20 protein-coding genes and 1 tRNA gene are annotated in these 23150 nt (G+C 73.0%); 17 read left to right on the plus strand and 4 right to left on the minus strand.

Features of this window, described 5'->3' with window-relative positions; all coding sequences use genetic code 11:
- Positions 1-190 precede the first annotated feature (190 nt).
- Genes ABT092_RS08125 through ABT092_RS08135 form a run of 3 tightly spaced genes read right to left on the minus strand, consistent with a single transcriptional unit; the run spans position 191 to position 2896 of the window.
- Complete coding sequence (locus ABT092_RS08125) at positions 191-850, minus strand: response regulator transcription factor (RefSeq protein WP_351241080.1); 660 nt, start codon at positions 848-850, stop codon at positions 191-193.
- Complete coding sequence (locus ABT092_RS08130) at positions 753-2399, minus strand: sensor histidine kinase (RefSeq protein ID WP_351241082.1); 1647 nt, start codon at positions 2397-2399, stop codon at positions 753-755. Before ABT092_RS08130 ends, ABT092_RS08125 begins: the two co-directional genes overlap by 98 nt.
- A gap of 2 nt (positions 2400-2401) precedes the next feature.
- Positions 2402-2896, minus strand: a complete 495-nt coding sequence (locus ABT092_RS08135) for a hypothetical protein (protein ID WP_351241084.1) — start codon at positions 2894-2896, stop codon at positions 2402-2404.
- Positions 2897-3415: 519 nt separating this feature from the next.
- Between ABT092_RS08135 and ABT092_RS08140 the strand changes: the two genes are divergently transcribed.
- From ABT092_RS08140 to ABT092_RS08205, 14 genes are all read left to right on the plus strand, one after another.
- Entirely contained in the window at positions 3416-4459 is a 1044-nt protein-coding gene (locus tag ABT092_RS08140) for a DUF5954 family protein (RefSeq protein ID WP_351241086.1), read from the plus strand.
- Positions 4460-4515: 56 nt separating this feature from the next.
- On the plus strand, positions 4516-5352 hold the full coding sequence (locus ABT092_RS08145) for a helix-turn-helix domain-containing protein (RefSeq protein WP_351241088.1): 837 nt from the start codon (positions 4516-4518) through the stop codon (positions 5350-5352).
- Between the two features lie 213 nt (positions 5353-5565).
- Positions 5566-6687 carry an iron-siderophore ABC transporter substrate-binding protein gene (locus ABT092_RS08150; RefSeq protein WP_351241090.1) on the plus strand — a complete coding sequence of 374 codons (1122 nt, stop codon included), beginning with the start codon at positions 5566-5568 and terminating at the stop codon, positions 6685-6687.
- Positions 6688-6722: 35 nt separating this feature from the next.
- The gene (locus ABT092_RS08155; RefSeq protein WP_351241092.1) at positions 6723-7823 is read left to right on the plus strand and encodes a FecCD family ABC transporter permease; all 1101 of its coding nucleotides are present in this window, start codon (positions 6723-6725) and stop codon (positions 7821-7823) included.
- Between the two features lie 32 nt (positions 7824-7855).
- Positions 7856-8929 carry a FecCD family ABC transporter permease gene (locus ABT092_RS08160; RefSeq protein WP_351241290.1) on the plus strand — a complete coding sequence of 358 codons (1074 nt, stop codon included), beginning with the start codon at positions 7856-7858 and terminating at the stop codon, positions 8927-8929.
- Positions 8926-9792 carry an ABC transporter ATP-binding protein gene (locus tag ABT092_RS08165; RefSeq protein ID WP_451362446.1) on the plus strand — a complete coding sequence of 289 codons (867 nt, stop codon included), beginning with the start codon at positions 8926-8928 and terminating at the stop codon, positions 9790-9792. Before ABT092_RS08160 ends, ABT092_RS08165 begins: the two co-directional genes overlap by 4 nt.
- A complete protein-coding gene (locus tag ABT092_RS08170; RefSeq protein ID WP_351241096.1) occupies positions 9789-11468 on the plus strand; it encodes an ABC transporter transmembrane domain-containing protein in 1680 nt (559 codons plus the stop codon). The genes ABT092_RS08165 and ABT092_RS08170 overlap by 4 nt, the downstream gene beginning before the upstream one ends.
- Entirely contained in the window at positions 11465-13261 is a 1797-nt protein-coding gene (locus ABT092_RS08175) for an ABC transporter ATP-binding protein (RefSeq protein WP_351241098.1), read from the plus strand. The genes ABT092_RS08170 and ABT092_RS08175 overlap by 4 nt, the downstream gene beginning before the upstream one ends.
- Positions 13258-14148: a siderophore-interacting protein gene (locus ABT092_RS08180; protein ID WP_351241100.1), complete on the plus strand. Its 891-nt coding sequence runs from the start codon at positions 13258-13260 to the stop codon at positions 14146-14148. The genes ABT092_RS08175 and ABT092_RS08180 overlap by 4 nt, the downstream gene beginning before the upstream one ends.
- Positions 14149-14436: 288 nt before the next feature.
- Positions 14437-14745 (plus strand): hypothetical protein, encoded by a 309-nt coding sequence (locus ABT092_RS08185; RefSeq protein ID WP_351241102.1) that lies wholly within the window; start codon positions 14437-14439, stop codon positions 14743-14745.
- A 45-nt stretch (positions 14746-14790) separates the two neighbouring features.
- On the plus strand, positions 14791-16266 hold the full coding sequence (locus ABT092_RS08190) for a hypothetical protein (RefSeq protein WP_351241104.1): 1476 nt from the start codon (positions 14791-14793) through the stop codon (positions 16264-16266).
- A gap of 36 nt (positions 16267-16302) precedes the next feature.
- Positions 16303-16926 (plus strand): hypothetical protein, encoded by a 624-nt coding sequence (locus ABT092_RS08195; protein WP_351241106.1) that lies wholly within the window; start codon positions 16303-16305, stop codon positions 16924-16926.
- Between the two features lie 74 nt (positions 16927-17000).
- The gene (locus tag ABT092_RS08200; protein WP_351241108.1) at positions 17001-17855 is read left to right on the plus strand and encodes a histidine kinase; all 855 of its coding nucleotides are present in this window, start codon (positions 17001-17003) and stop codon (positions 17853-17855) included.
- Between the two features lie 314 nt (positions 17856-18169).
- Positions 18170-19486, plus strand: a complete 1317-nt coding sequence (locus tag ABT092_RS08205; RefSeq protein ID WP_351241110.1) for an endonuclease domain-containing protein — start codon at positions 18170-18172, stop codon at positions 19484-19486.
- 295 nt (positions 19487-19781) lie between these two features.
- Here ABT092_RS08205 and ABT092_RS08210 read toward each other — a convergent pair.
- Positions 19782-19853: transfer RNA gene (locus ABT092_RS08210), tRNA-Arg, on the minus strand.
- A gap of 177 nt (positions 19854-20030) precedes the next feature.
- Here ABT092_RS08210 and ABT092_RS08215 point away from each other — a divergent pair.
- The 3 genes from ABT092_RS08215 to lysA all read left to right on the plus strand — a co-directional run bounded on the left by ABT092_RS08215 (position 20031) and on the right by lysA (position 23140).
- Positions 20031-20528 carry a response regulator gene (locus tag ABT092_RS08215; protein ID WP_351241112.1) on the plus strand — a complete coding sequence of 166 codons (498 nt, stop codon included), beginning with the start codon at positions 20031-20033 and terminating at the stop codon, positions 20526-20528.
- Between the two features lie 169 nt (positions 20529-20697).
- A complete protein-coding gene (nrtL, locus tag ABT092_RS08220; protein WP_351241114.1) occupies positions 20698-21732 on the plus strand; it encodes an ArgS-related anticodon-binding protein NrtL in 1035 nt (344 codons plus the stop codon).
- 16 nt (positions 21733-21748) lie between these two features.
- Positions 21749-23140: a diaminopimelate decarboxylase gene (gene lysA, locus ABT092_RS08225; protein WP_351241116.1), complete on the plus strand. Its 1392-nt coding sequence runs from the start codon at positions 21749-21751 to the stop codon at positions 23138-23140.
- The last annotated feature ends 10 nt before the right edge of the window (positions 23141-23150 follow it).

Raw genomic sequence — 23150 nt, forward strand, 5'->3', positions numbered from 1 at the left:
CGGGTGCACGGAGGGGCGGGGCACCGGATCCCGGTCGGTACCGGGATCGCGGTGGGGGAGGGAGGGGCAGGCCGCGGGTGGGGGTGGGGTTCGGGCGCTGCCGTCGGGTGGGGGGGGTAAGCAGTGGTGGGGGTCGGGGGGTGTCCTGTCGAGGGGGTGAGGGGGTGAGGGGGTGCGTGTCGCGGGGCGGTCAGGCCCGGAGCCGGTAGCCGACGCCCCGGACCGTCTCCACCCGGTCGGGGCCCAGCTTGCGCCGCACGTAGCGGACGTACACGTCGACGATGTTGGATCCGGGGTCGTAGTCGAAGCCCCAGACCCGGCTGAGGAGTTGCTCACGCGTCAGCACCTGGTCGGGGTTGCGCATGAACACCTCCGTCAGGGCGAACTCCCGGGCGGACAGCTCCGCGACCCGCCCGTTCACGTGGACCCGCCGGGTGCGCAGGTCCAGGACCAGGTCGCCGGCGCGCAGCAGCGAACCCTCCGGGCCGCCCTCGGCCCGCAGCCGCAGCCGGACCCGGGCGAGCAGTTCCTCGAAGGCGAACGGCTTGGACACGTAGTCGTCCGCACCGCCCTCCAGCCCCGCGACCACGTCGGAGACGCTGTCCCGGGCGGTGAGGATCACCACGGGCAGGGTGACCCGCAGTTCGCGCAACTTGCGCAGCACGGTCAGTCCGTCCACCGCGGGCAACCCGAGGTCCAGGATCATCAGATCGCAGTTGCCGGCCCGGGCGTGCTCGTAGGCCGACAGTCCGTCACCCACCACCGAAGTGGCGAATCCATATCCCCTTAAGCCTCTTTCCACGAAAGAGGCGATTCCCGCCTCGTCCTCCGCTATGAGAATCCGGTGCATGGTGTCCTTCCTCCCAGGGGTAGTAGGCCGGCAGATCGAGCACGAAGCGCGCGCCACCGGTCTGGGCGTCCTCCACCCAGGCGGTGCCGCCGTGCGCCTCGGCGATCTCCCGGACGATGGCGAGTCCGAGCCCGATGCCCGTACCCGCCCGGCCGGAACCCGACTTGCCCGCCGCGCCGATGAGATTGGCCTGGGCGAACCTGTTGAAGATCCGTTCCTTGTCCATGGGGCCGACGCCGGGACCGGTGTCCCGGACCCACAGCAGCACCCGGCCGTCCCGGATGGTCGACCCCATTTCGACAAGATCACCGTCCAGAGTGTGCCGCACCGCGTTGGCGGCGAGCTGGATCAGGGCCTGGGTGAGGCGCTGCCCGTCCACTAGGACTGTCTCCTCCGAGACGGCGGCGACCCGCCAGTGGCGGTTGCCCAGCGCACGGGCCTTGGCGACGACGTCCACGATGAGATCGGTGAGGTTGGTCTCCCCGATGGTCAGGAAGTCGGGCCGCTCGGCCTTGGCGAGGGTGAGCAGGTCGTCCACGATCCGGCTCATCCGGTCGAGTTCGTCCAGCACCAGGGCCCGGGTGGCGGCCCGGTCCTCGGGGCTGAGCTCCCGGGGACCGCCGTTCCAGGGGGACCAGGCGTCCAGCACCGGGACCTGGCCCTCCCAGGCGGGCCCGCCGGGCCCGCCGCGGACCGGGCCGCCGGCGGCGACTCCGTCCATCAGCTCCAGGTGTCCGCGCACCACCGTGATGGGGGTGCGCAGTTCGTGGCCCACCTCGTCCAGGAAGCGGCGCTGCGCGGTGAACGCCTGCTCCAGCCGGTCCAACATCCGGTTGAAGGTGTGGGCGAGCGCGGCCACGTCGTCGTGCCCGGCCACGTTGAGCCGCTGGGTGAGGTCCGACTCGCTGATCCGGGCGGCGGTCTGGCGCACCAGGCGCACCGGGGCCAGCACCCGTCCGGCGACCATCCAACTGGCCAGTCCGGCGAAGACGAGCGCGCCCAGCCCGGTGGCCAGCAGCATCTTCGCGAGCCGCTGCTGCTCGACGAGTTGGCGGTCGCGGAACTCGACGACGACGAACCGCACGTCCCGGGTGTCGCCCCTGACGTGGACCGGCACCACGCCGTAGCGGACCCGACCCTTCGCGGTGTCCAGCCAACCGGTCCGGGTCCGTTTCCCGTCGAGCGAGGCCAACTCGTGGACCACGTCGGGCTGGTTGTCGAGCCGGATCGGCGGATCGACGGGGCTGCGCCGGTCGGCCCGCCCGTCCACGATGCTGAAGAAGGTCTCCTCCCGGCTGGGGAGGTGGATCGTCATGAAGCGGGTGAGCAGGACGGCGGCATCGGTGTGGGGCCGGCCGTTGTTGTCCGAGTGCGCCGCGTAGTTCCGCAGGTTCTGGACCTCGCGCTGCAACTGGTGGTCCAACTTGGTGTCGAGTTGGGCCTGCCACACGACGATGAGCCCGACGGTGGGTGCCGCGATCGCGGCACCCACCAGGAGCATCATCCAGCCCACGATCCTCGACCGCGCGCTGGTGGTGTGGGTACGCACTCCTAGTCGTCCTCTCCCTCTTCCAGATCGCCGATGCTCACCTCGTCGTCCGGATCGTGGGCATCGGATTCTTCGTGTTCGTCGTTCTCATACGGGTCGTACTCGTCTCCGTCGCGGGGGGCGGGGTGTGCGGTGCTGTAGGGCGGGACGGCCGGAGGCACGGGGGAGCCGCCGGGGGGGTCGGCGGACGTGGGGGCCGGGCCGGAGCGTTCCGGGGCCGGGGGGAGCAGGGGGCTGAGGGCGGGCGGGTCGGAGGCCGACGTCGTCCAGGTGCCGGTGGGGGTGGGCAGGGGGGTCTTCGGGCCCTGGGGGGAGATGGGGGGCGGCGAGACCGTCTGCGAAGGGGCGACATCGCTGGCTTCGGGTCCGCTCACGTCGATCGCGGGCCCCAGGTCGAGGGGCTCGCTCCCGTCCACGAGGGCCCGCCCGGCCACCATGCCGGCGCCCGCGAGGGCTGCCACCACGGTGATCGCCAGATTGGCCTTCCTGAGTCTCATAGGGAGAGTGTCCAGTCCAATCAAACAGGTGACGGAAAAGAGGAGAGGATTCTCATGTCGTTTGCGGCTGACGTGGACTTCGGGTCATTCGAGGAGAGAGTTTCGGTCGTTGTGGGAGATGTTTTCAGCTGACGAACTTCCTCGGTCGCGGTGGATATCACCTGGAGATACGTGGTGAGCGAGGTAACCGTTCAGTAGGGGCGCGTGGGGGCGCGCAAGAGATGCAGGGGGCGGATGAGCCTTTACTTCACGCCGGGGAAGTGGTGCGGAAGGCGGGGGGTTTTGTCTGGCTAAGGAGGGGTTTCCCGTGGCCGGTGTGAGAGGCGGCTCACCCATTGTTCGATAGCGGAGGGAAACCCTCCGCGGATGGGGTCGTCCATCGGCGTCCGCCGCGGCCCCCGGAGCGCCCCCGGCGACCGGTGCCGGCGGCGGCAGTGCCGACGTGTCCATGGCGAACAAGTCCGGTCAGTTGCCCCGATGACGTCGGCCACCGACCGTCGGCATGACGACAATGTGCGCATGGGTGATGACTGGAAGCGACAACTCGACCGGGTCCACGAGGGCTTGGTCCAACGGGACGACCCCGCCGAATGGGTCACCGAGGCCGATGCGGTGGAGGCGTCCTACCGCTACCCCCATCTCCTGCTGAGGGGGCCGGTCTTCGGGCTCGCCGTGGAGGAGCCCGAGCCGGGGGCCGACGAGGGGCCCGGGGACGGAGCCGCCCGCCGCTGGCGGATCGTCTCGCCGGTGGTCTCCGGGCGTCCGCAGGAGGCCCGGGACGAACTCAACTCCCATCTGTGGTTCAAGGCCAAGGACGAGACGGACGACCCCGCGCAGCGACGCGAACTCCTCGCCGCCGTCGCGGTGCTGGAGCGCGAACCCGTCAACGAGGTCGCCGCCCTCGGCCGCCGCTACCGGGTGGTCCGCGGGGACGAGTTCGCCCGCGGCGGCGACGACGGACTCGAACCGCCGCGCCCCACCGACCCCGAACCCGTCGAACGGTCCTGGGAGTTCCCCGGCGCCCTGGCCCAACCGCCCGAGACCGGAGTGGCCATCGACCCCGGTCATGAGCGCGGACTCATGGCGGCCGCCCTGAAGCTGGCGCTGCGGGACTTCCACTACCAGGGCGCCGACCTCCCCGCGGACATGCGGGAGGACAGCGCCCGCGCGGTGCGGACCCACCCCGACGTGGCGCTGCTCCCGGTGGGCTTCGGCGTGGCGGAGCGCAAGGGCGAACGCTGGCGGCCCCGGGGCATGCTGATGCCGACCCCGCACGACGCCCGCCGGATGCTGTTCGACGGACTGACCGAGTTCTGGCCGAAGGCGTTCCGGCTCACCCCGCAGAAGAAGGCGGCCTACGCACGGGCCGCCGACCGGTTCCGCACGGCGGGGCGGGCGGACGAGGTGCGGGTGGCCGGCGACCACTACCGGATCTGCCGGGTCGAGCGGATGATCCGCTGGGGCGCGGACGGCCCCGAGACCCCCCGGCGCTCGGACGTGGACCACTACGGGCCCGACCAGATGCACCCCCGCATGGACGAGGACGGCACCATCCACTACTGAGGCGGGCACCGGACACCCGCGCGAACCGCCCGGACAACTTAGGCTAGCCTAAGTTCATGTCGGTTGCTGCTGTCACGGGCCGCCCATGGGGTGAGCCGCCCACCGGGCTCCCGCTGCGGTGGTCCGATCCCGCGGTCGGTGGGGCCGTGGTGGCACCGCCGTACCTGCTCACCACCGCCGTGTTCGACGGCAGCGAGCCCACCGGCCTGGTGCAGTACGGGGTGCACACCCACGAGGACGCGCTCCTGGTGTGGCCGCACGCCGGCTCGATGACCCTGCACACCGCCGACGCGGTGCGCCGCCTCGTCCCCGGCCAGGGCGTCTGGGTGCCGCCCGGCACCCCGCACGCCTCCGCGGCCGACCCCGGCGGCGTCGGCTGCTACACCTACGTGACCCGCGCCGCCGCCCCCGCCGACTGGTCGGCCCCCCGCGCCCTGAGGGTGGAACGGGCGCTCCAGGAGATGCTGCTGCACCTCGACGTCACCCCCATGGACGACGGACTGCGGCTGCGCACCCAACGGGTGATCCTGGAACTGCTCCAGGACGACCCGCTGCCCGCGCTCGACGTGCCCGTGCCCGAGGACTGGCGCATCCGGGGACTCGCCCACGAAGTCCTGGGAGACCCCGAGGGCGACCTCTCCCTGGAGGAGCTCGCCGCCCGGCACGGGCTGAGCGTGCGCACCGTCACCCGGGCCTTCGCCCAGGACGTCGGGATGCCCTTCACCCGCTGGCGCGCCCTGGTGCGGATGTCCGGCGCGATCACCCTGCTCAGCCAGGGGCAGCCGGTGAACCTCGTCGCGCACCGCTGCGGCTACTCCACGACCAGCGCGTTCAGCGCCGCCTTCCGCCGGGTCACCGGCGCCAGCCCCACCGAGTACCTGCGCGGACTCTGACGCCCCACGGGTGGCCGATTCGCGACGCACCCTGGCCGGAGCGCGACGCCCGGCGGCCTTCCGGTTCCCTAGCGTGGAGCCAAGTGAGGGTTGCCTAACTTCCGGTGCGCGGGGTCGTACGCCCGCGTGTCCCCACCGCGGTGACGGCCGTCACGCCCCACCCCGCCGTCGCGCACCGCGCGGGCACCGACCCCGTCGAAACCGAGGAGAAGCATGTCCCCGTCCACGGCCGAACCCCAGGCCGCCCCCACCCCGGCCCGCCGCCGGCGCGGGGCCTGGACCCGCATCGCCGGGCTGGCCTTCGCCGCCGCCCTGGTCCTGACCGGCTGCGGCAGCACGGAGTCCGGCGGCTCCGGCACGGACGCCAAGAAGGCCGAGCCCGCCGCCGCGGCCAAGGACTTCCCCGTCACCATCAAGCACGCCCACGGCTCCACCGAGATCACCGCCAAGCCCAAGCGGGTCGTCGCGGTCAGCTGGATGTCCCTCGACGTGGTCGCCGCGCTCGGCACCGTGCCGGTGGGCGTCGACGAGCAGTGGGGCGGCGACAAGCAGGGGTACACCCCCTGGTTCCGCGCCCAGGTCGACAAGCTCGGCGGCACCCTGCCCGAGGTCCTCACGTACGGCGACGCCGGCGAGATCGACTTCGAACAGATCCTCTCCCTGGAGCCCGACCTGATCCTCGGTCTGTACTCCGGCATCAGCGACGTCGACTACAAGCGCCTCAGCGAGATCGCCCCCACCGTCCCCTACCTGGAGAAGCCCTGGGACGGCGGCACCTGGCAGGAGATGACCCGCACCGTCGGCACGGCCCTCGGCGAGAAGGGGAAGGCCGAGGCCCTCGTCACCGACGTCGAAGGCCGGCTCGCCGGCGTCGCCCGCGACAACCCCGAGTTCAAGGAGAAGACCTTCGCCTACGGCGTGGCCCTCACCCCCGGCTCCACCGAGGTCGGCCTCTACATGGACTACGACCCCCGGGTGCGACTGCTCACCGAGATGGGCTTCAGCAACACCCCGTCCATGGGGGCCATCGGCAAGACCGTCAAGGGCAGCAACTGGTACGGCGGGATCAGCCTGGAGAAGCTCGACACCATCGACGCCGACGTCTTCGTCGCCTGGGCCAACACCCCCGCCGACGTCAAGCACTCGCTGAAGGACGACCTGTTCACCCGGTGGGAGCCGATCGAGCAGAAGCGGTACGCCTTCGTCCAGGACGCCACCCTCGGCATGGCCACCAGCGGCCCGAGCGTGCTGTCCATCCCGTGGGCCCTCGAACGGTACGTGCCGATGCTCAAGGACGCCGTCGCCGGCAAGGGCGTCACCGGCGCCGCGAAGTAGCGGACCCTCCCCACCCCACCCACCAGGACCCCTCCGTGACGCTCACCTCGCCCCCCGGCGGGCCGGCCCCCGCGGCCGGCCCGCCGGGCCCGCACCCCGGTTCCACCGGGGCGGGCCCGGCGGCCCGCCACCGGCTGCCCGTCCTGCTGACGGCCCTCGTCCTCCTGCTGGTGACGACCCTGCTCAGCCTGATGGTCGGGGCCCGGGCCATCGACCCCGCCACCGTCTGGGACGCCCTCGCCGGCGTCGTCCGCGGCGTCGACCCCGCCACCCTCCCCGACGAACACGTCATGATCCGCGAAGGGCGCCTGCCGCGCACCGTGATCGGACTCGTCGTCGGCGCCGCCCTCGGCCTGTGCGGGGCCCTCATCCAGGCGTTCACCCGCAACCCCCTCGCCGACCCCGGCATCCTCGGGGTCAACGCCGGCGCCGCCTTCGCCGTCACCCTCGCCGTCGGGGTGCTCGGCGTCACCGACCCCACCGGGTTCGTGTGGTTCGCGCTCGCCGGCGCCTTCGTCCTCACCGTCCTCGTCTACGTCCTCGGCTCGCTCGGCACCCACGGCGCCACCCCCGTGAAACTCACCCTCGCCGGCGTCGCCCTCACCGCCGTCTTCAGCGGCATCACCACCGGGCTCACCCTCAAGAACCGCACCACCTTCGACGCCATGCGCTTCTGGGACGTGGGCTCCCTCGGCGGACGCCCCCTCGACGTGCTGCCGGTCGCCGGCCCGCTCCTCGCCGCCGGCGCCGTCCTCGGACTGCTGTGCGCCCGGCCCCTGAACGCCCTCGCGCTCGGCGACGACTCGGCCCGCTCGCTCGGCGCCCGCCTCGGCCCCACCCGGATCGGCGTCGTCCTCGCCGTGACCCTGCTCGCCGGCACCTCCGTCGCGGTCGCCGGTCCCATCTCCTTCGTCGGACTGATGGTGCCGCACGTCGTGCGCTGGATCACCGGCCCCGACCAGCGCTGGATCCTCCCGCTCACCCTGATCGTCGCGCCCGCCTTCCTGCTGGCCGCCGACATCGTCGCCCGGGTGGTGCTGCCGACCGGGGAACTGCGCGTCGGACTGGTCACCGCCCTCGTCGGCGCCCCCGTCCTCGTCGTCCTCGTCCGGCGCCGCACCGCGAGCGGCCTGTGACCACCGCCCGCACCCCCGCCCAGGAAGCCGCCATGCCCCCGGCCCGCGCCCCGCTGCCCGCCGCCCCCGTCCACTTCGGCCGCACCACCCGGACCTGGCGCCGCTGGGGCCTGGCCCTGCTCGTCGACCGGCGCACCGTCCTGGTCTGCGGCGTCCTGGCCCTCGCGGTGCTCGCCCTCGGCTCACTCACCCTGGCCACCGGCTCCCGCTCGCTCACCCTCGGCCAGGTCCTCACCGCCCTCGTCGACCCCGACTCCGACCCCCGCAACCGGCTGGTCGTCGTCACCTGGCGACTGCCCCGACTGCTGTTCGCCGTGGTGTGCGGGGCCGCGCTCGCCGTCAGCGGCGCCCTCTTCCAGTCCCTCACCCGCAACCCGCTCGGCTCCCCGGACGTCATCGGCTTCTCCGCCGGCTCCTACGCCGGCGCCACCGTCGTCCTGGTGCTCATCGGCACCACCGACTACCTCACCGTCGCCGCCGGAGCGCTCCTCGGCGGCGCCGCCACCGCCCTCCTCGTCTACCTGCTCGCCTACCGCAACGGGCTCCAGCCCTTCCGACTGATCATCGTCGGCATCGCCGTGGGCGCCGGCCTCGGCTCGCTCACCTCCATGCTGCTGCTGTCCGTCAACGCCCAACAGGCCATGCTCGCCGCGACCTGGGGCGCCGGCTCGCTCAGCGGCCTCGGCTTCGAGCAGCTCCAGCCCGCCGTCCTGGTGTTCGCGGCCCTGCTGCTGGCCACGGTCGGCGTGGTCCGCCCGCTGGCCCAACTGGAGATGGGCGACGACACCGCCCTCGCCCTCGGCGTGCGCGCCCACCGCACCCGGCTCGCCGCGACCGTCACCGGCGTCGCGCTCACCGCCCTGGTCACCGCCGCCGTCGGACCCATCGCCTTCGTCGCCCTCGCCGCCCCCCAGATCGCCCAACGCCTCACCCGCGGCGCCACCGCACTGCGCATCCTGCCCACCGCCCTCACCGGCGCCCTGCTCCTGGTCGCCGCCGACTTCGTCGCCCAGCGCATCGACCTGCCCGTCGGCGTCGTCACCGTCTCCGTCGGCGGGCTCTACCTCGCCTGGCTCCTCGCCCGCCAGTACGCCGCCCGCCGATGACCGCCCCCGCCCCGCCGTCCCGAGGAACCACCGTGCCCCCGACCGTCCACCCCGCACCGCCCGCCCCGACCACCGCCCGCCTGGCGGCGCGGGACGTGACCCTCGGCTACGCCCGCCACCCCGTCGCCGAACACCTCGACGTCGCCGTCCCCGACGGCTCGTTCACCGTCATCATCGGCCCCAACGCCTGCGGCAAGTCCACCCTGTTGCGGGCGCTGTCCCGACTGCTGGCCCCCACCGCCGGACAGGTCGTCCTCGACGGCCGCCCCATCGCCGAGTACCGCTCCAAGGAGGTCGCCCGCCGACTCGGCCTGCTGCCCCAGACCTCCCTCGCCCCGGACGGCATCACCGTCGCCGAACTCGTCGCCCGGGGCCGCTACCCGCACCAGAAGCTGACCCGCCAGTGGACCCCCGACGACGAGAAGGCCGTCGCCGAAGCCATGGCCGCCACCTCGGTCACCGAACTCTCCGGCCGCCCGGTCGACGAACTCTCCGGCGGCCAACGCCAACGGGTGTGGGTGGCCATGGTCCTCGCCCAACAGACCCCCGTCCTGCTGCTGGACGAACCCACCACCTTCCTCGACCTCGCCCACCAGATCGACCTGCTGGAACTCTTCACCGACCTGCACCTCGCCGGCCGCACCCTCGTCGCGGTCCTGCACGACCTCAACCACGCCGCCCGCTACGCCACCCACCTGATCGCCCTGCGCGAGGGCCGCGTCGTCGCCGAGGGCCCGCCCGAGCAGGTCATGACCGCCGACCTGGTGCGCGAGGTGTTCGACCTGCCCTGCCGGGTCGTCCCCGACCCGGAGACCGGCACCCCCATGGTCGTCCCGCTGGCCCGCCGCCGGGACGGCGCATGACCTCCGACGCCCCGGCCCCCGACACCGCCCTCACCCCCGGCGACCTGTTCCGCACCACCCTGCTGCACGGCGGGCGCGGCAGCCGACTCGCCCTCACCACCCTCGCCTTCATGGCCCACCAGCTCTGCGAGGCCCTGGTCCCCGTCGTCATCGGCGTCGTCATCGACCGGGCCCTCGCCCCGGGCGACCCGGCCGCGCTGCTGCGCTGGCTCGCCGTCCTCGGCGGGGTCTTCCTCGTCCTGTCCCTGTCCTACCAGCGCGCCTCCGCGGCCATGGTCACCGTCTACGGCCACGCCGAACACGAACTGCGCCAGGCCGCCATGACCCGCCTCCTCGACCCGCGCGGACTGCGCCGCCGCCCCGGCCCCGGCGAAGCGCTGGTCCACCTCACCTCCGACACCTACCGGGTCGCCGGCGTCTCCTGGAGCGTCGTCGAACAAGCCGCCACGACCACCGCCATCCTCACCGCCTCCGTCGCCCTGCTGCTGATCTCCGTCCCGCTCGGCATCGGCGTGATCGTCGCCACCGTGCTCGTGCTGTTCCTGATGCGACGGCTGTCGATGCCGCTGGAGGCCCGCGGACTCGCCGAGCAGGGCTCCGCCACCCGGGCCGGCGAGGTGGCCACCGACATGATCACCGGGCTGCGGGTGCTCATCGGCATGCACGCCCGCACCGAAGCCGCCGCCCGCTACCGCACCGCCAGCGACGACTCCCGGCGCGGCGCCGTCGCCGCCGCCCGCTCCGTCCTCGCCTACACCGCGCTGAGCATCGCCCTGTCCGGGGCGTTCCTCGCCGCCCTCGCCACCGCCGCCGGACTCCTCGCCCTCGACGGCCACCTCACCGTCGGCCAACTCGTCACCGTCCTCGGCCTCGCCCAGTTCCTCCAGGGCTCCCTCGCCCACGTCGGCACCTTCGCCGCCAACTGGACCCACAAGCGGGCCTCCGCCCGCCGTCTCGCCGACCTCCTCAACACCCCGCCCCTGACCACCGCCACCCCCGAAGCCGCCACCACCGTCGGCGGCGAGGTCGACGTCACCTGGCAGCCGCCGGGCCACCCCGCCCCCGTCGAGATCCCCGCCGGCACCCTGCTCGGCGTCGTCCCCCGCCACCCCGCCCACGCCCGCGACCTCAGCGACCGCCTCGCCCACCGCGTTCCGCCCCCGCGCGGCGAACTCCTCATCGACGGACGGGACGCCGCCGACCTCGGTCCGCACGGAGTCCGCGCCCGCATCACCGCACCCCCGCACCACGGCACCCTCTTCACCGGCACCCTGCACACCAACCTCACCCCGCCCGGCACCCCGGCCGACCCCGCCCTGCTGCGCGCCGCCGCCCTCGACGACGTCCTGGAACACCTCGGCGGCGCCGACGCCCCCATCGGCGAGGCCGGCAACCGACTCTCCGGCGGCCAACGCCAACGCCTGCTGCTGGCCCGCGCCCTGCACGCCGACACCCCCGTCCGCGTCCTCGACGAACCCACCACCGCCGTCGACCCGGTGACCGAACGCCGCATCGCCGAAGGGCTGCGCACCCTGCCCGGCACCACCGTCCTCATCACCACCAGCCGCATCCTGCTCGCCCACTGCGACCGGGTGATCGACCTCGCCGCCCCCGACACCCCCACGGAACCCGACACCCCCACGGCCCCCGACGCACCGAACGGAACCCCCCGGTGACGACCCCCGACCCCGCCCCGACCGGGATGCTGCCCCTGGCGAGCCCGCGCCGCGCCCGCCGGGAGACCGTCCGCCGACTCGTCCGCCACCGCGGTCGCCTCGCCGCCACGGCGCTCGTCCTGCTCGCCGGCACCGCCGCCACCCTCACCGCACCCCCGCTGCTCGGGCTGGTCGTCGACGCGGTGGTCGACGAGGCCGCCCGCGCCCGGATCGTCCTCCTGGGCGCCCTGCTCGCCCTGGCCTGCCTGGTCGGCGCCGCACTGACCCTCCTCGGCGGCCGGATGCTCGTCGCCCTGGTGCAGGACACCCTCGCCGGGCTCCGCGAGGACGTGTTCGAGGCCGCCGTCCACCTGCCCGCCGAGACCCTCGAAGCGGGCGGCAGCGCCGACCTGGTCTCCCGGGTCACCGGCGACGTCGAAGCGATCTCCGAAGCCGCCACCGACGTCCTGCCCGAACTCACCGGCGCGGCCCTCACCATCGCCCTCACCCTCGCCGGCCTCGCCGTCCTCGACCCGCGCCTCGCCCTCGCCGGCCTGGTCTGCGTCCCCGTCCACTGGTACGCCACCCGCCGCTTCCTGGCCCGCTCCCACCTCGTCTACGGGGACGTGCGCCGACTGGAGGCCGAACGCGGACAGACCGTCATCGAAGCGGTGCGCGGCGCCGAAACCATCGGTGCCTACCGCGCCCAGGAGCTCCACCTCGCCGAACTCGCCACCCGCAGCCTGCGCGCCGTGGACCGCCAACGCGACGGGGTGCGGCTCGCCAACCGCTTCTACGGAGGGCTGCACGTCGCCGAGTACCTCGGCCTGTCCGCCGTCCTCGTCACGGGCTACCTCCTGCTCGGCGCCGGGACCGTCACCCTGGGCACCGCCACTGCCGCGGCCCTCTACTTCCACCGGCTGTTCGGCCCCATCGGTTCGCTGCTCACCAGCCTCGACGACATCCAACGCGCCACCGTCGGCCTCACCCGGCTGATCGGCGTCACCGACCTCGCCGAGCCCGCGGCCCGGCCCGGCGCCCGCCCCGAACGCCCGGCCGCCCCGGCCGTCGAGGTGTCCGGAGTGACCCACACCTACCCCGGCGCCACCCGGCCCGCCCTGCACGACGTCCACCTCACCGTCCCCGCCGGCACCACCGTCGCCCTGGTCGGCGCCAGCGGCTCCGGCAAGAGCACCCTGGCCCGGCTCATCGCCGGCATCGGCCGACCCGACCGGGGACGCATCACCCTCGACGGCACCGCCGCCCACGAGGCCCGCACCCACCTGGTCACCCAGGAGGTCCACTGCTTCGGCGGCACCCTCGCCGACAACCTCAGCCTGGCCGCGCCCACCGCCCCCCGGGACCGGCTCGCCCGCGCCCTCGCCGAGTCCGGCGCCGATCGCGCACTGCCCCGGGACACCGACCTGGACACCGTCGTCGGCGGCCCGGACGGCACCCCGCTGGACGACGGCACCGTGCAACACCTGGCACTCGCCCGGGTGCTGCTGGCCGACCCCCCGTTGGTGGTCCTCGACGAACCCACCGCCGAATCCGGCCCCGCCACCCGGACCCTGCTCACCGAGGCCCTGCGCCGCACCACCCGGGGCCGCACCAGCGTGATCGTGGCCCACCGCCTCGAACAGGCCCGGGACGCCGACCACATCGTCCTGCTGAACTCCGGCCGGGTCGCCGAAGCCGGCACCCACGCCGAACTCCTCTCCCGGGCCGGGGAGTACGCCGCCCTCTGGGACGCGTACACCCGCTCCCCGGCCGCCGAAGCCCCCCGAGCCCTCACCAAGGAGCACCGCACATGATGATCCACCGCGCCACCGTCTCCCGCGTCCAGCACCTCACCCCGACCATGGTCCGCATCACCCTGACCGGCGGGGACCTGCCGTCCTTCGTCTCGACCGGGGTGGCCGACGAGTACGTGCGCCTGTTCTTCCCGCACGGCGCCGACCGCCACGACCTCTCCCTCCCCGTCGCCACCGAGAACAGCTGGGAGACACCCGAGGGCAAACCCACCGCCCCCATGCGCACCTACACCATCCGCGCCGCCCGCCCCGAGGTCGCCGAGATCGACATCGACTTCGTCATCCACTCGCACGGCGTCGCCGGCGGCTGGGCCGCGACCGCCGAGCCCGGCGACCCCCTCGGACTGAACTCCCCGACCGGCCTCTACGACCCGCCCGCCGACCTCGCCCGACAGATCCTGGTCAGCGACCTCACCGGACTGCCCGCCCTGGCCCGCATCCTGGAGACCACCCCCGACACCGTCGCCACCCGCGCCGTCATCGAGGTTCCCGACGAACACTCCGAGCAGCCCCTGCCCGCCCACCCCCGGGCCAAGGTCACCTGGACCCACGGCGGCAACGGCCACGCCCCCAGCCGCCTCGCCGACCTCGTCACCGCCGCACTTCCCGAGGACACCGACCTCACCGGCACGTACATCTGGGTCGCGGGCGAGACCGCCGCCCTGCGCGGCGTCCGCAAGCACCTGCGCCGCACCCTCGCCCTGCCCACCGACCGCTTCAAGGTCGTCGGCTACTGGAACCCGGGCGGCGACAGCTGGTCCGACCGCTACGAGGCGCTGCCCGAGCACGTCAAGGACGAACTCGCCGCCCTGTGGGACGACCCGAAGGACGACCTGGAGGACGTCACCATCGCCTACGAGGACCGACTGACCGGCCTCGGACTCTGAGCCCTCCGCCACGCGTACGGCTCGGGGGGCGGACCCGCCCGAGCCGCCCGTGCCCCGGAACGGATGGGATGACACCTCGTCAATCTCGGTCAACTGCCCCCCACATGAGGAGAACGGCGTCTGCGTGCCCGTAAGCTCAGGGGCAACGCGACACTGTGGAACGGCAACGGGGGCACGTCCATGACACGGGGAACGGTAGCGACCGGCCCGTCCGGCGATCCGGCAACGCGCATCAACGGCCTCCCCCCGGAAGGACCGTTGCCCGGTGGTGGTGGCGCCGGGGACCTGGTGTCCACACCCGCAGTGAAGCGGGAGGCCGCCGGCACCATCGAGACCGAGCTGGAGCCCGACACCGCGAAGGCGGCGAACCGGGTCGACGAGGCCAACGAGAAGGTGATGGGCGGTCTGCGGGGCTGGGCCACCGCCACGGGGATGAGGACGGTCCAGGAGACGTGGGACGGTCAGGTCAAGGCGCTGATGGGGCGGCTCGCCCACGAGAAGAACGCCCTGCGGGCGGCCGCCACGACCCTCCGGGCGACGGACGTGGACCGCAAGGTCCGCATCGACGCCGTCAGGTCGAGCTTCGACACCTACTAGGCCCGACACCGGCACGCGCTCACCCAGTCCCGAGGAAGCCGCACCATGTTGACGTACGACGACGTCATGACCGCCGACTTCACCAGTCTCTCCGGCGCCGCCGACAAGTGGCAGGAGACGGCCGAAGAGTTCGCGAAGGTCGAGAAGCGCTACCGGGAGAGCGTGAGCAGGGTCGCCATGGGCCCGGCCTGGATGGGGGTGAGCGCCGGCGCCGCCCGCGCCAACTTTCCCGCGACCCTCTACGAGTACGAGGCGGCCCGGACCCAGGCCAAGGCCACCGCGTCCCTCCTGCGGAACGCCTTCTCCGAGTTCACCGAGTTGAAGAAGCAACTCGTGTCCGCCCGCGACGATGCCGTCAAGGCCGGGATGAACGTGTCCGCACGGGGCCAGGTCTCCTACGACTACGATCGACTCGGCGCCGAGGAGCGCAGCACCGCCCTCAACCATCCGGCCCACGCCCAGCAGATCCAGGCCGCCGTGCAGAGTTGGCGGGACCACCTGCAAGCCTGCGTCAAGCTCGTGGACGACGCCGACCGGGACCTCAAAAGAGACCTGGAAGCCGTGGTGAAGGACAAGGGCGGCAACAAGAACGACGCCACCGTCGGCGGCTTCAACGGAGACGCCGACACCATCGCCGCTTCCGACGACCGCGCCCGCCAGATCCGGACCCGACTCGCCGCGGTCATGGAGATGAAGGACGACGAGACCCTCGACGACTACCTGAAGCGCCTCCAGCGCGAGGGCATCACCCGACTCACCGGCAGCGAGCAACTCGGCAAGACGATCACCTCGTTCCTCGCGGGTACCGCCAAGGCGTCGATGGTGGCCCAGGCGCTGTACACCAGCGGAATGTGGAGCTACAAGCTCAACAAGTACTTCACGGAATACAAGCCGATGAGTGCTCCAGGTACCCTGGTCGCCAGCAAGGTCAACGCCCAGTTGGCGGCAGCCCGCCCGGGAAGCCTGCTGAGTAAGGTGCCGCCCGGCTTGGCAAGGTTCATGTACGGCTCCGATCTGGCTGCTGAATTCGGTGCTCATGTACGACCTCATAACGGTACCTACTTCATCCCGAAGGCCCACCAGGCGAATCTTGTGACGGTTGCCAAGAACGGTGGTCTGGGGCAGGCGGCCCAGGCTGCGGGTTGGGTGCGTGGCGCGGGCGGTGTGTTCAGTGCGGGGGCCACGGTGTACGGCGTCGCCAATCTGGCCACGTACAACACCGAGATGATCAAGGCGAATCCGGATAAGTTCGCCACCGATCTCACCAGCACGGCCTTCAACGCCTCCATGACGGCCCTGGTGGTGGCGCCCAATCCGGTCACCGCCGGCTTGGCCATTGGTACGGGCGTGGCCTATCTCGGTGCGACGGCGTGGGAGCACCGAGAAGCTATCGGGGACGCTGCAGAGTGGACGGGAAGGAAGGCAGTCGAAGTGGGAAAGGGCGTTTCCGAGGCGGTTGACGATGTCAAGGAAGGAATCGCGAGCGGAGCGAAAAAGCTCTTCAGTAATCCGTTCGACTGATCCGCACCGTGAACCGACCCGGTACAGGGGAGAGACATGCAGTTCGCTACCACTGCCTTCCAGATGGATTACTACCACCACAAGGTCCCGGGTGCGGCCTTCCCCGGTTGGCGGGGAAGTTCCCCGGAACTGGGAGACGTTTGGGTCAGTTACCCGTATCAACTGGGGCCCGAAGCGATTCGTTCCGTCGTTCGTGGTGAGAACATTCCAACCGTCCTCTACGACGCCAAGGGTGCTCATGTCACCTCCGTCATGAGCATGCCGACATTGAATTTCGGGACGCTCAAGGTCGGTGAGGAAGAAGTTGCCATGAGTCGCAACAGGTTGGGGTTGAGTCAAAGGGGGCGTGCACTCCACATGACTTATCGGGCGGACACGTACATGCTGTGGGCGATCGATACCAACTACTACGCTTTCGCGCGCAAGCCGTCGGGCGAGCGCACTGGCGTGACGATCGAGGTACGGCAACACGCCGGCAAGGGGCGATTGCCTCTGATGCGTAACCAGTGCCGCACCGTCACGATCGACGGATACGCCGAGCCGACCGATCTGGCCCTGGCCGTGATGTTCTCCGGGGTCGACTGTTCCACCCTCACCCCGGGCGGAGCCGTCAAAGCGCTCTTCGCCCGTGGCCGGGACCTGATCGTGGAGAACGGTTGACGGTCTGGTTCATCCAGTGGAACGCCTGACCGTTCGGCACCACCCGCCCAGCCATAGCGAAACGAGCTGTCCGCATGCCTTCGTTCGACCTCTCCCGCTACCGGTTCCGCCTCAGCGGCGATGACCTCGGAGCGCTCATCCTGATCGCCGCCGGGGAGGCGGTGCCCGACCAACTGGCCGATTCCGTCGCCGGCTTGCGCGATGCCGGTCTGATCTGGCCGGACGGCAGGCTGGCCGAGGCGCTCCAACCGCTGATCACCACGGTCCTCGACGCGTCGGCGGTCATCGGCATCGAGACCGCGGGCCCGGAGGGCGGGTTGGCGCACGGGGTGCTGGTCGGCGAGGACGGGAGCTTCTCCCACGAGGCGTGGCCCGGCGAGAGCGAGTCGGAGTACGTCCGGGTCGACCGCAACATGCTCGTCTGGGAGCTCGCTCGGATGGTGAACCTCCAACGGACCGAGCCCCCGACCAGCGGCCCCCGTACCGTCACCGCCACACTCGGCGCCCTGGACGGGGCTCTCGGGGCCATGGGAACCGCCACCGCCGAACAACCGTCGGCCGTCCGCACGGCCCTGTCGGCGAACGGCGTCCCCGCCGGTCCGGAACTGGAGCGGCTCGCCGAACTGATCGTCCACCTGCGGTGCAGTTGGCGCATCACCGCAGCCTGGCCCGGCGACGACGGCACCGAACCGGGCCTCACCGCCCGTGGCTTCGCCGTCTGGGACTGCGGCGGCTTCGGCTACTGGCACCGCGAACTGCCCGCGGAGCCCGTCATCGAGGGCACCACGGGCCCGTCCGTTCCGCTCCGGCTCGTTGCGATCCGTCCCCGGGACATCTGGGAGATGCTGGCCGAGCTCCTTCCCGATGCCCCGTCCCTCACCGCCGCCCGAGTCCGCTCCACGGCCGACGGTCCGGCACTCCTCCGTTGATCCGCCGCTCTGCGAGATCGGCCGCAGCCTGCTCGCCGGCCTGCCCGCGCTTGAGTGCATGGTGACGGAACCTCACAGCGGAGCTCACCGAGCGCAGGCGGCTGTCGTCGCACCGGTATCCAGCCCGGACCGCCCGGACCGCCCGGACCGCCCGGACCGCCGGTGAACACCTGAACACCGGACTCCCCGGACTCCCCGGACTCCCCGGACTCCCCGGACTCCCCGGACTCCGCGAGGCGAACCCGCAGGCGGCAAGGGGGCGTTCCGGTCGGGGCCCGCACCCGTGGGCGGGTCGGCGCCGTTAGCCTGTCGGCATGACGGAGCGTGTCGTGCCCGGCCGCGCGGACGGCCTGATCGCGCTGGACGCCGCGGACGCACTGTGGATCGCTCTGACGGCCGGCGGCGGAGTGCCGACGGCTGCCGGGGCCCTCACCCGCTCGCCCGCCCGCGCCGGGGCGGGGTACGTCCTGCTCGGGAGCCGGGTGGTGGCGACGGTGAGAGCGGACGGCGGTCGGTGGGGCGTCGAGGAGCGCGAGGTGCGCCGGGCGGCCGAGGAGCTGAACGCGGTGGGGACCGACCGGCGGGACCTGGTCCGCGTCGGTCCGTTCCGCGCGACGCCGGAGCCGGAGCGCGACGGGGAGACGTCGCTGTGCTGGCGTCGGCGGGTCGCGGCGCAACTGCGGGAACCGTCCGCCCGCCCGCACCACGTGGCCGGCATCGACTGGCGACGGGTACTCGTGGAGCACACCCGGGACGGAAGCCGGCGGACGTGGTGGTTGCCGCGCACGGTGGTGAGGCTGCTCGACGGGGCGGAGCACGCCGAGACGCGGTGGCTGCGTGCCGCGGGGACCCGTGGAACGGTAACGGCCGCGGCCCGCCCGCCCGCCGCCCCTCCCCGGCCGGCCGGAGACGCCGACGGCAGGCGGTCGACGAGCCCCGAGGACTCCGCCGACCCGCCGCGCCCGTACGGCAAGGAGCTCGAAGGCCAGCTGTACTCGGTGCTCAGCCGGAGGCCCGGCATCACCGGGAAGGTGGCCGGGTGGACGTGCGCCGTCTGCCACGGCACCCCCGCCGCGGTCCTGGACCACTGCCACGAGCACGGCTACGTCCGCGCCCCCGTCTGCCAGTCCTGCAACACGCGGGAACGCCCCGACCACTTGTACGCCCACGACGTCCGGGTGGCGAACCGCTACACCCGCCTCTTCCAGACCGACGCCGAGGACTGGCTCCGCCACTGGCACCGCTGCACCGGCTGCCGCGCCCGCACCGTCCTCCCGCTGCCGCACCTCGCCGCCTGGACCGCCTTCATCGCCTGCCGGTCCCTGCGCCCGACCCACCGGGCCCCGCGCGGGCGCGAGCCCTGCGGCCTGCTGCGCGTCTCCTGGACGGGCAGTCAGAACGCGCCCCGTTCCTGCCTGTTCACCGTCACGGTCGACTCCTGCCCCGCGGGCGAGCACCGCGTCCTGGCGCGGATCCCCTACCGCGAGGCCGCCGAGCGGTTCCGCGGCTGGCTGGCCGACACGGCTCCCGCCGTGGCCGCCGCAGCCGGACCCGACCGCCTGGACGGTCTCCCCGCACGGCCCCGACCGGTCGTCGCGGACACCAGTGGCGAGGGCCTGGCGCTCTTCTGAGCAGGACCCCGCCGGCCGCGCGGAGAGGGTCGCGACGAAGGTCTTGCATCGGGCCTTCGTTCAACCGGGCCGACGGACCGTGCGGCAGGGGTGACCGGATCGACCGGAACGCACGTCCCGGGGCGGTGGGGGCGATGCGACGAACGGGCGGGAGGGCGTCCGCTCAGGGGGCCGGTCGGTCGATGCGGGGGCGGGCCGGTCGACCGGGGGTCGGGTCCGGCTGCGGCGGCAGAAAGAAGAAGCCCCTGACTCGAATTCACCGAGTTCAGGGGCTTCTTTGGCACTTCTCGCGAAGTGCCCCCGGCAGGATTCGAACCTGCGCACACGGCTCCGGAGGCCGTTGCTCTATCCCCTGAGCTACGGGGGCGGTGTCGCCGGGCCGTGGTAGCGGCTGGCGACGGGTAGAACACTACCAGCTCAGGCGGGGTGGTCATGACCGGGTTTCGGTGAGCGGCCCGGCGCCCGTACCGCCGGCCGGGGCCGGCGGTACGGGCTGGTGGAGGGCGCGGGACGGGGGCGGCAGCCGGCCGGGTACCCCGGTGGGGTGGAAGTGGGGAAAAGCGGGACGCGGCCGTCCTTGCCCACCTACCCTCGACGTGTGCCAGGCGCCTCGGGCCGGGTGCTTGTTGTGGACGACAACAAGGTCATCCGGCAGCTGATCAGGGTCAATCTCGAACTGGAGGGCTTCGAGGTCGTGACCGCGGCCGATGGTGCCGAAGCCCTGGAGGTCGTGCACGAGGTGCGCCCCGACCTCGTCACCCTGGACGTGGTGATGCCCCGGCTGGACGGGCTGCGGGCCGCCGCGCTGTTGCGTGCCGATCCCCGTACCGAGCACCTCCCCCTCATGATCGTCAGCGCCTGCACCCAGCACGAGGTGGAGAGCGGGCTGGACGTCGGTGTGGACGCGTTCCTGTCCAAGCCGTTCGAGCCCGGTGAGCTCGTCGGCACCGTGCGCACCCTGATCGGGCGCGGGGGCGGGCCCGGAGCGGACGGTGTTCCCGGGGAGCCGGCGTCCGCCCCGGTCGGCGGGGAGCACGAATAGCGGCGGAGGGAGCCGCGGTGGTCCCGTCGAAGGCCGCGGAAGGCACGGGCCGGAAGCCCGCCCCGGGGGGTGCACCCCCGGTCGTCCCCGTTCTGGGGGCGCTGCCGTCCCCGTCCCACACCCCGAAACCCCCGCGCACCGCGGCGGCGGCCTCCCCTACCCTGGTGCCGTGACCCCCGTCGAGCTGTCCCGGACCGTGCTGCGCGCCGTGCGGTCCGCCGTGGACGCCGGGGAACTGACCGTCGCCGCGGAAGCGGTGCCCGGCCGGGTCGCCGTGGAGCCGCCGCGGCCCGGCGGGCTGGGCGACTACGCGACCAGCGTCGCCCTCCGACTGGCCCGCCCCGCGGGCCGCCCGGCCCCGCAGGTCGCGGCGGTGCTGCGGCGACGGCTGCTGGCCGAGGACGGGATCGCCCGGGTGGACGTGACCGGGCCCGGGTTCCTGAACCTCACCCTCGACCGGGCCGTGCACGGGGACCGCGCACTCGTGGCCCGGGTGCTGGTGGAGGGGGAGCGGTACGGCGACGGGGACGCCCTCGCCGGACAGGACCTCGTGCTCGTGGTGGCACCGGAGCTGCGCGCGCGGACCGTCGCCGAGGCCGTGGTCGGCCTGCTGGCCGGGCAGGGCGCCCGGCCCGTGCTCCGCGACGAGCCGTCCGCGGGGGAGGGGGCCCGCCCGCTGCGACCCGTGCCCGCCCGGGGCGTGCGGGAGCCGGCGGTCGACGACCGGCCCGCCGTGGACGCCCTGCGCTGGGCCCTGCTGCACCCCGCCGCGCACGACGCCCCCAAGGACCCGGCCGACCACCTGCCGCGACGGGAGACCAATCCGCTGTTCCGGGTCCAGTACGCCCACGCCCGGACCTGCGCCCTGCGCCGCAACGCCCGTGACCTGGGGTTCTCGGCTCTGCCCGGGGATCTCCCCGACGGGCCGGACGGTGCCGCCGGCGCCCTGGTGCGACAGTTGGCCGCCTACCCCCGGGTGCGTGCCGCCGCCGCCCAGCACCGGGCGCCCGACCGCCTCGCGCGGTACCTGGTGGACCTCGCCGACGAGGTGCTGCGGTTCACCGCCGCCTGCCCGGTGCTGCCGCTGGGCGACGAGAAACCCTCGGCCGCCCACCGCGCCCGGCTGGCGCTCGCCGAAGCCGCCGGGACGGTGCTGGCCGGTGGCCTGACCCTGCTCGGCATCGACGCACCCGAACACCTCTGAGAGAAGCGCACCAGACATGAGTCGTTCCGCCCACCCCGCCGGGCCCCGCCACGCCGACGTGCTGCCCGAGGGCCACTACACCGCCCCGCCCGCCGACCTCAACGCGCTCGATGGCAAGGTGTGGGCCCGTACCGTCGAGCGGGACGAGGAAGGGGTGCTGAACGTCGGCGGGCTCCCGGTCACCCGGCTCGCCGAGGAGTTCGGGACCCCCGCGTACGTGATGGACGAGGGCGACTTCCGGGCCCGGGCGCGCGCCTGGCGCGATGCCTTCGGGACGGACGCCGACGTGTTCTACGCGGGCAAGGCGTTCCTGTCCCGGGCGGTCGTGCGCTGGCTGCACGAGGAGGGGTTGAACCTCGACGTCTGCTCCGGCGGGGAACTCGCCACCGCACTGTCCGCCGGGATGCCGGCCGAACGCATCGCCTTCCACGGCAACAACAAGTCGACCGCGGAGATCGAGCGGGCGATCACCGCGGGGGTGGGGCGGATCGTGCTCGACTCCTTCCAGGAGATCGTGCGGGTGGCGCACGCCGCGGAGCGGCTCGGGGTCCGCCAGCGGGTGCAGATCCGGGTCACGGTCGGCGTGGAGGCGCACACCCACGAGTTCATCGCGACCGCCCACGAGGACCAGAAGTTCGGCCTCGCCCTGGCCGGCGGCCAGGCCGCGGAGGCGGTGCGGCGGGCGCTGAAGCTCGACGGGCTCGAACTCGTCGGCATCCACTCGCACATCGGCTCGCAGATCTTCGACATGGCCGGGTTCGAGGTCGCGGCCCGCCGCGTGGTGGGGCTGCTCGCCGAGGTGCGCGACGAGCACGGCGTCGAGCTGCCCGAGATCGACCTCGGCGGCGGTCTGGGCATCGCGTACACCTCCGAGGACGACCCGCGCGAGCCGCAGGAGATCGCGGTGGCGCTGCGCGAGATCGTCGGGCGCGAGTGCGCGGCGGCCGGGCTGCGCACGCCGCGGATCTCCGTGGAGCCCGGCCGGGCGGTCGTCGGCCCGACCACGTTCACGCTGTACGAGGTCGGCACCGTCAAGCCGTTGGAGGGGCTGCGCACCTACGTCTCCGTGGACGGCGGGATGTCGGACAACATCCGCACCGCCCTGTACGACGCCGAGTACAGCGTCTCGCTGGTGTCCCGGACCTCGGAGGCGGAGCCGGTGCTGGCGCGGGTGGTGGGCAAGCACTGCGAGAGCGGTGACATCGTGGTGCGGGACGCGTTCCTCCCCGGTGACCTGGCGCCCGGTGACCTGATCGCCGTGCCGGCCACCGGTGCCTACTGCCGGTCGATGGCCAGCAACTACAACCACGTGCTCCGTCCGCCGGTGGTCGCCGTCGCGGACGGCGCGGCGCGGGTGATCGTCCGCCGGGAGACGGAGGAGGACCTGCTGCGGCTCGACGTCGGCTGAGGGGCCGCCG

The sequence above is a fragment of the Streptomyces sp. NPDC002490 genome (assembly GCF_040296045.1).
Lineage (GTDB): Bacteria > Actinomycetota > Actinomycetes > Streptomycetales > Streptomycetaceae > Streptomyces.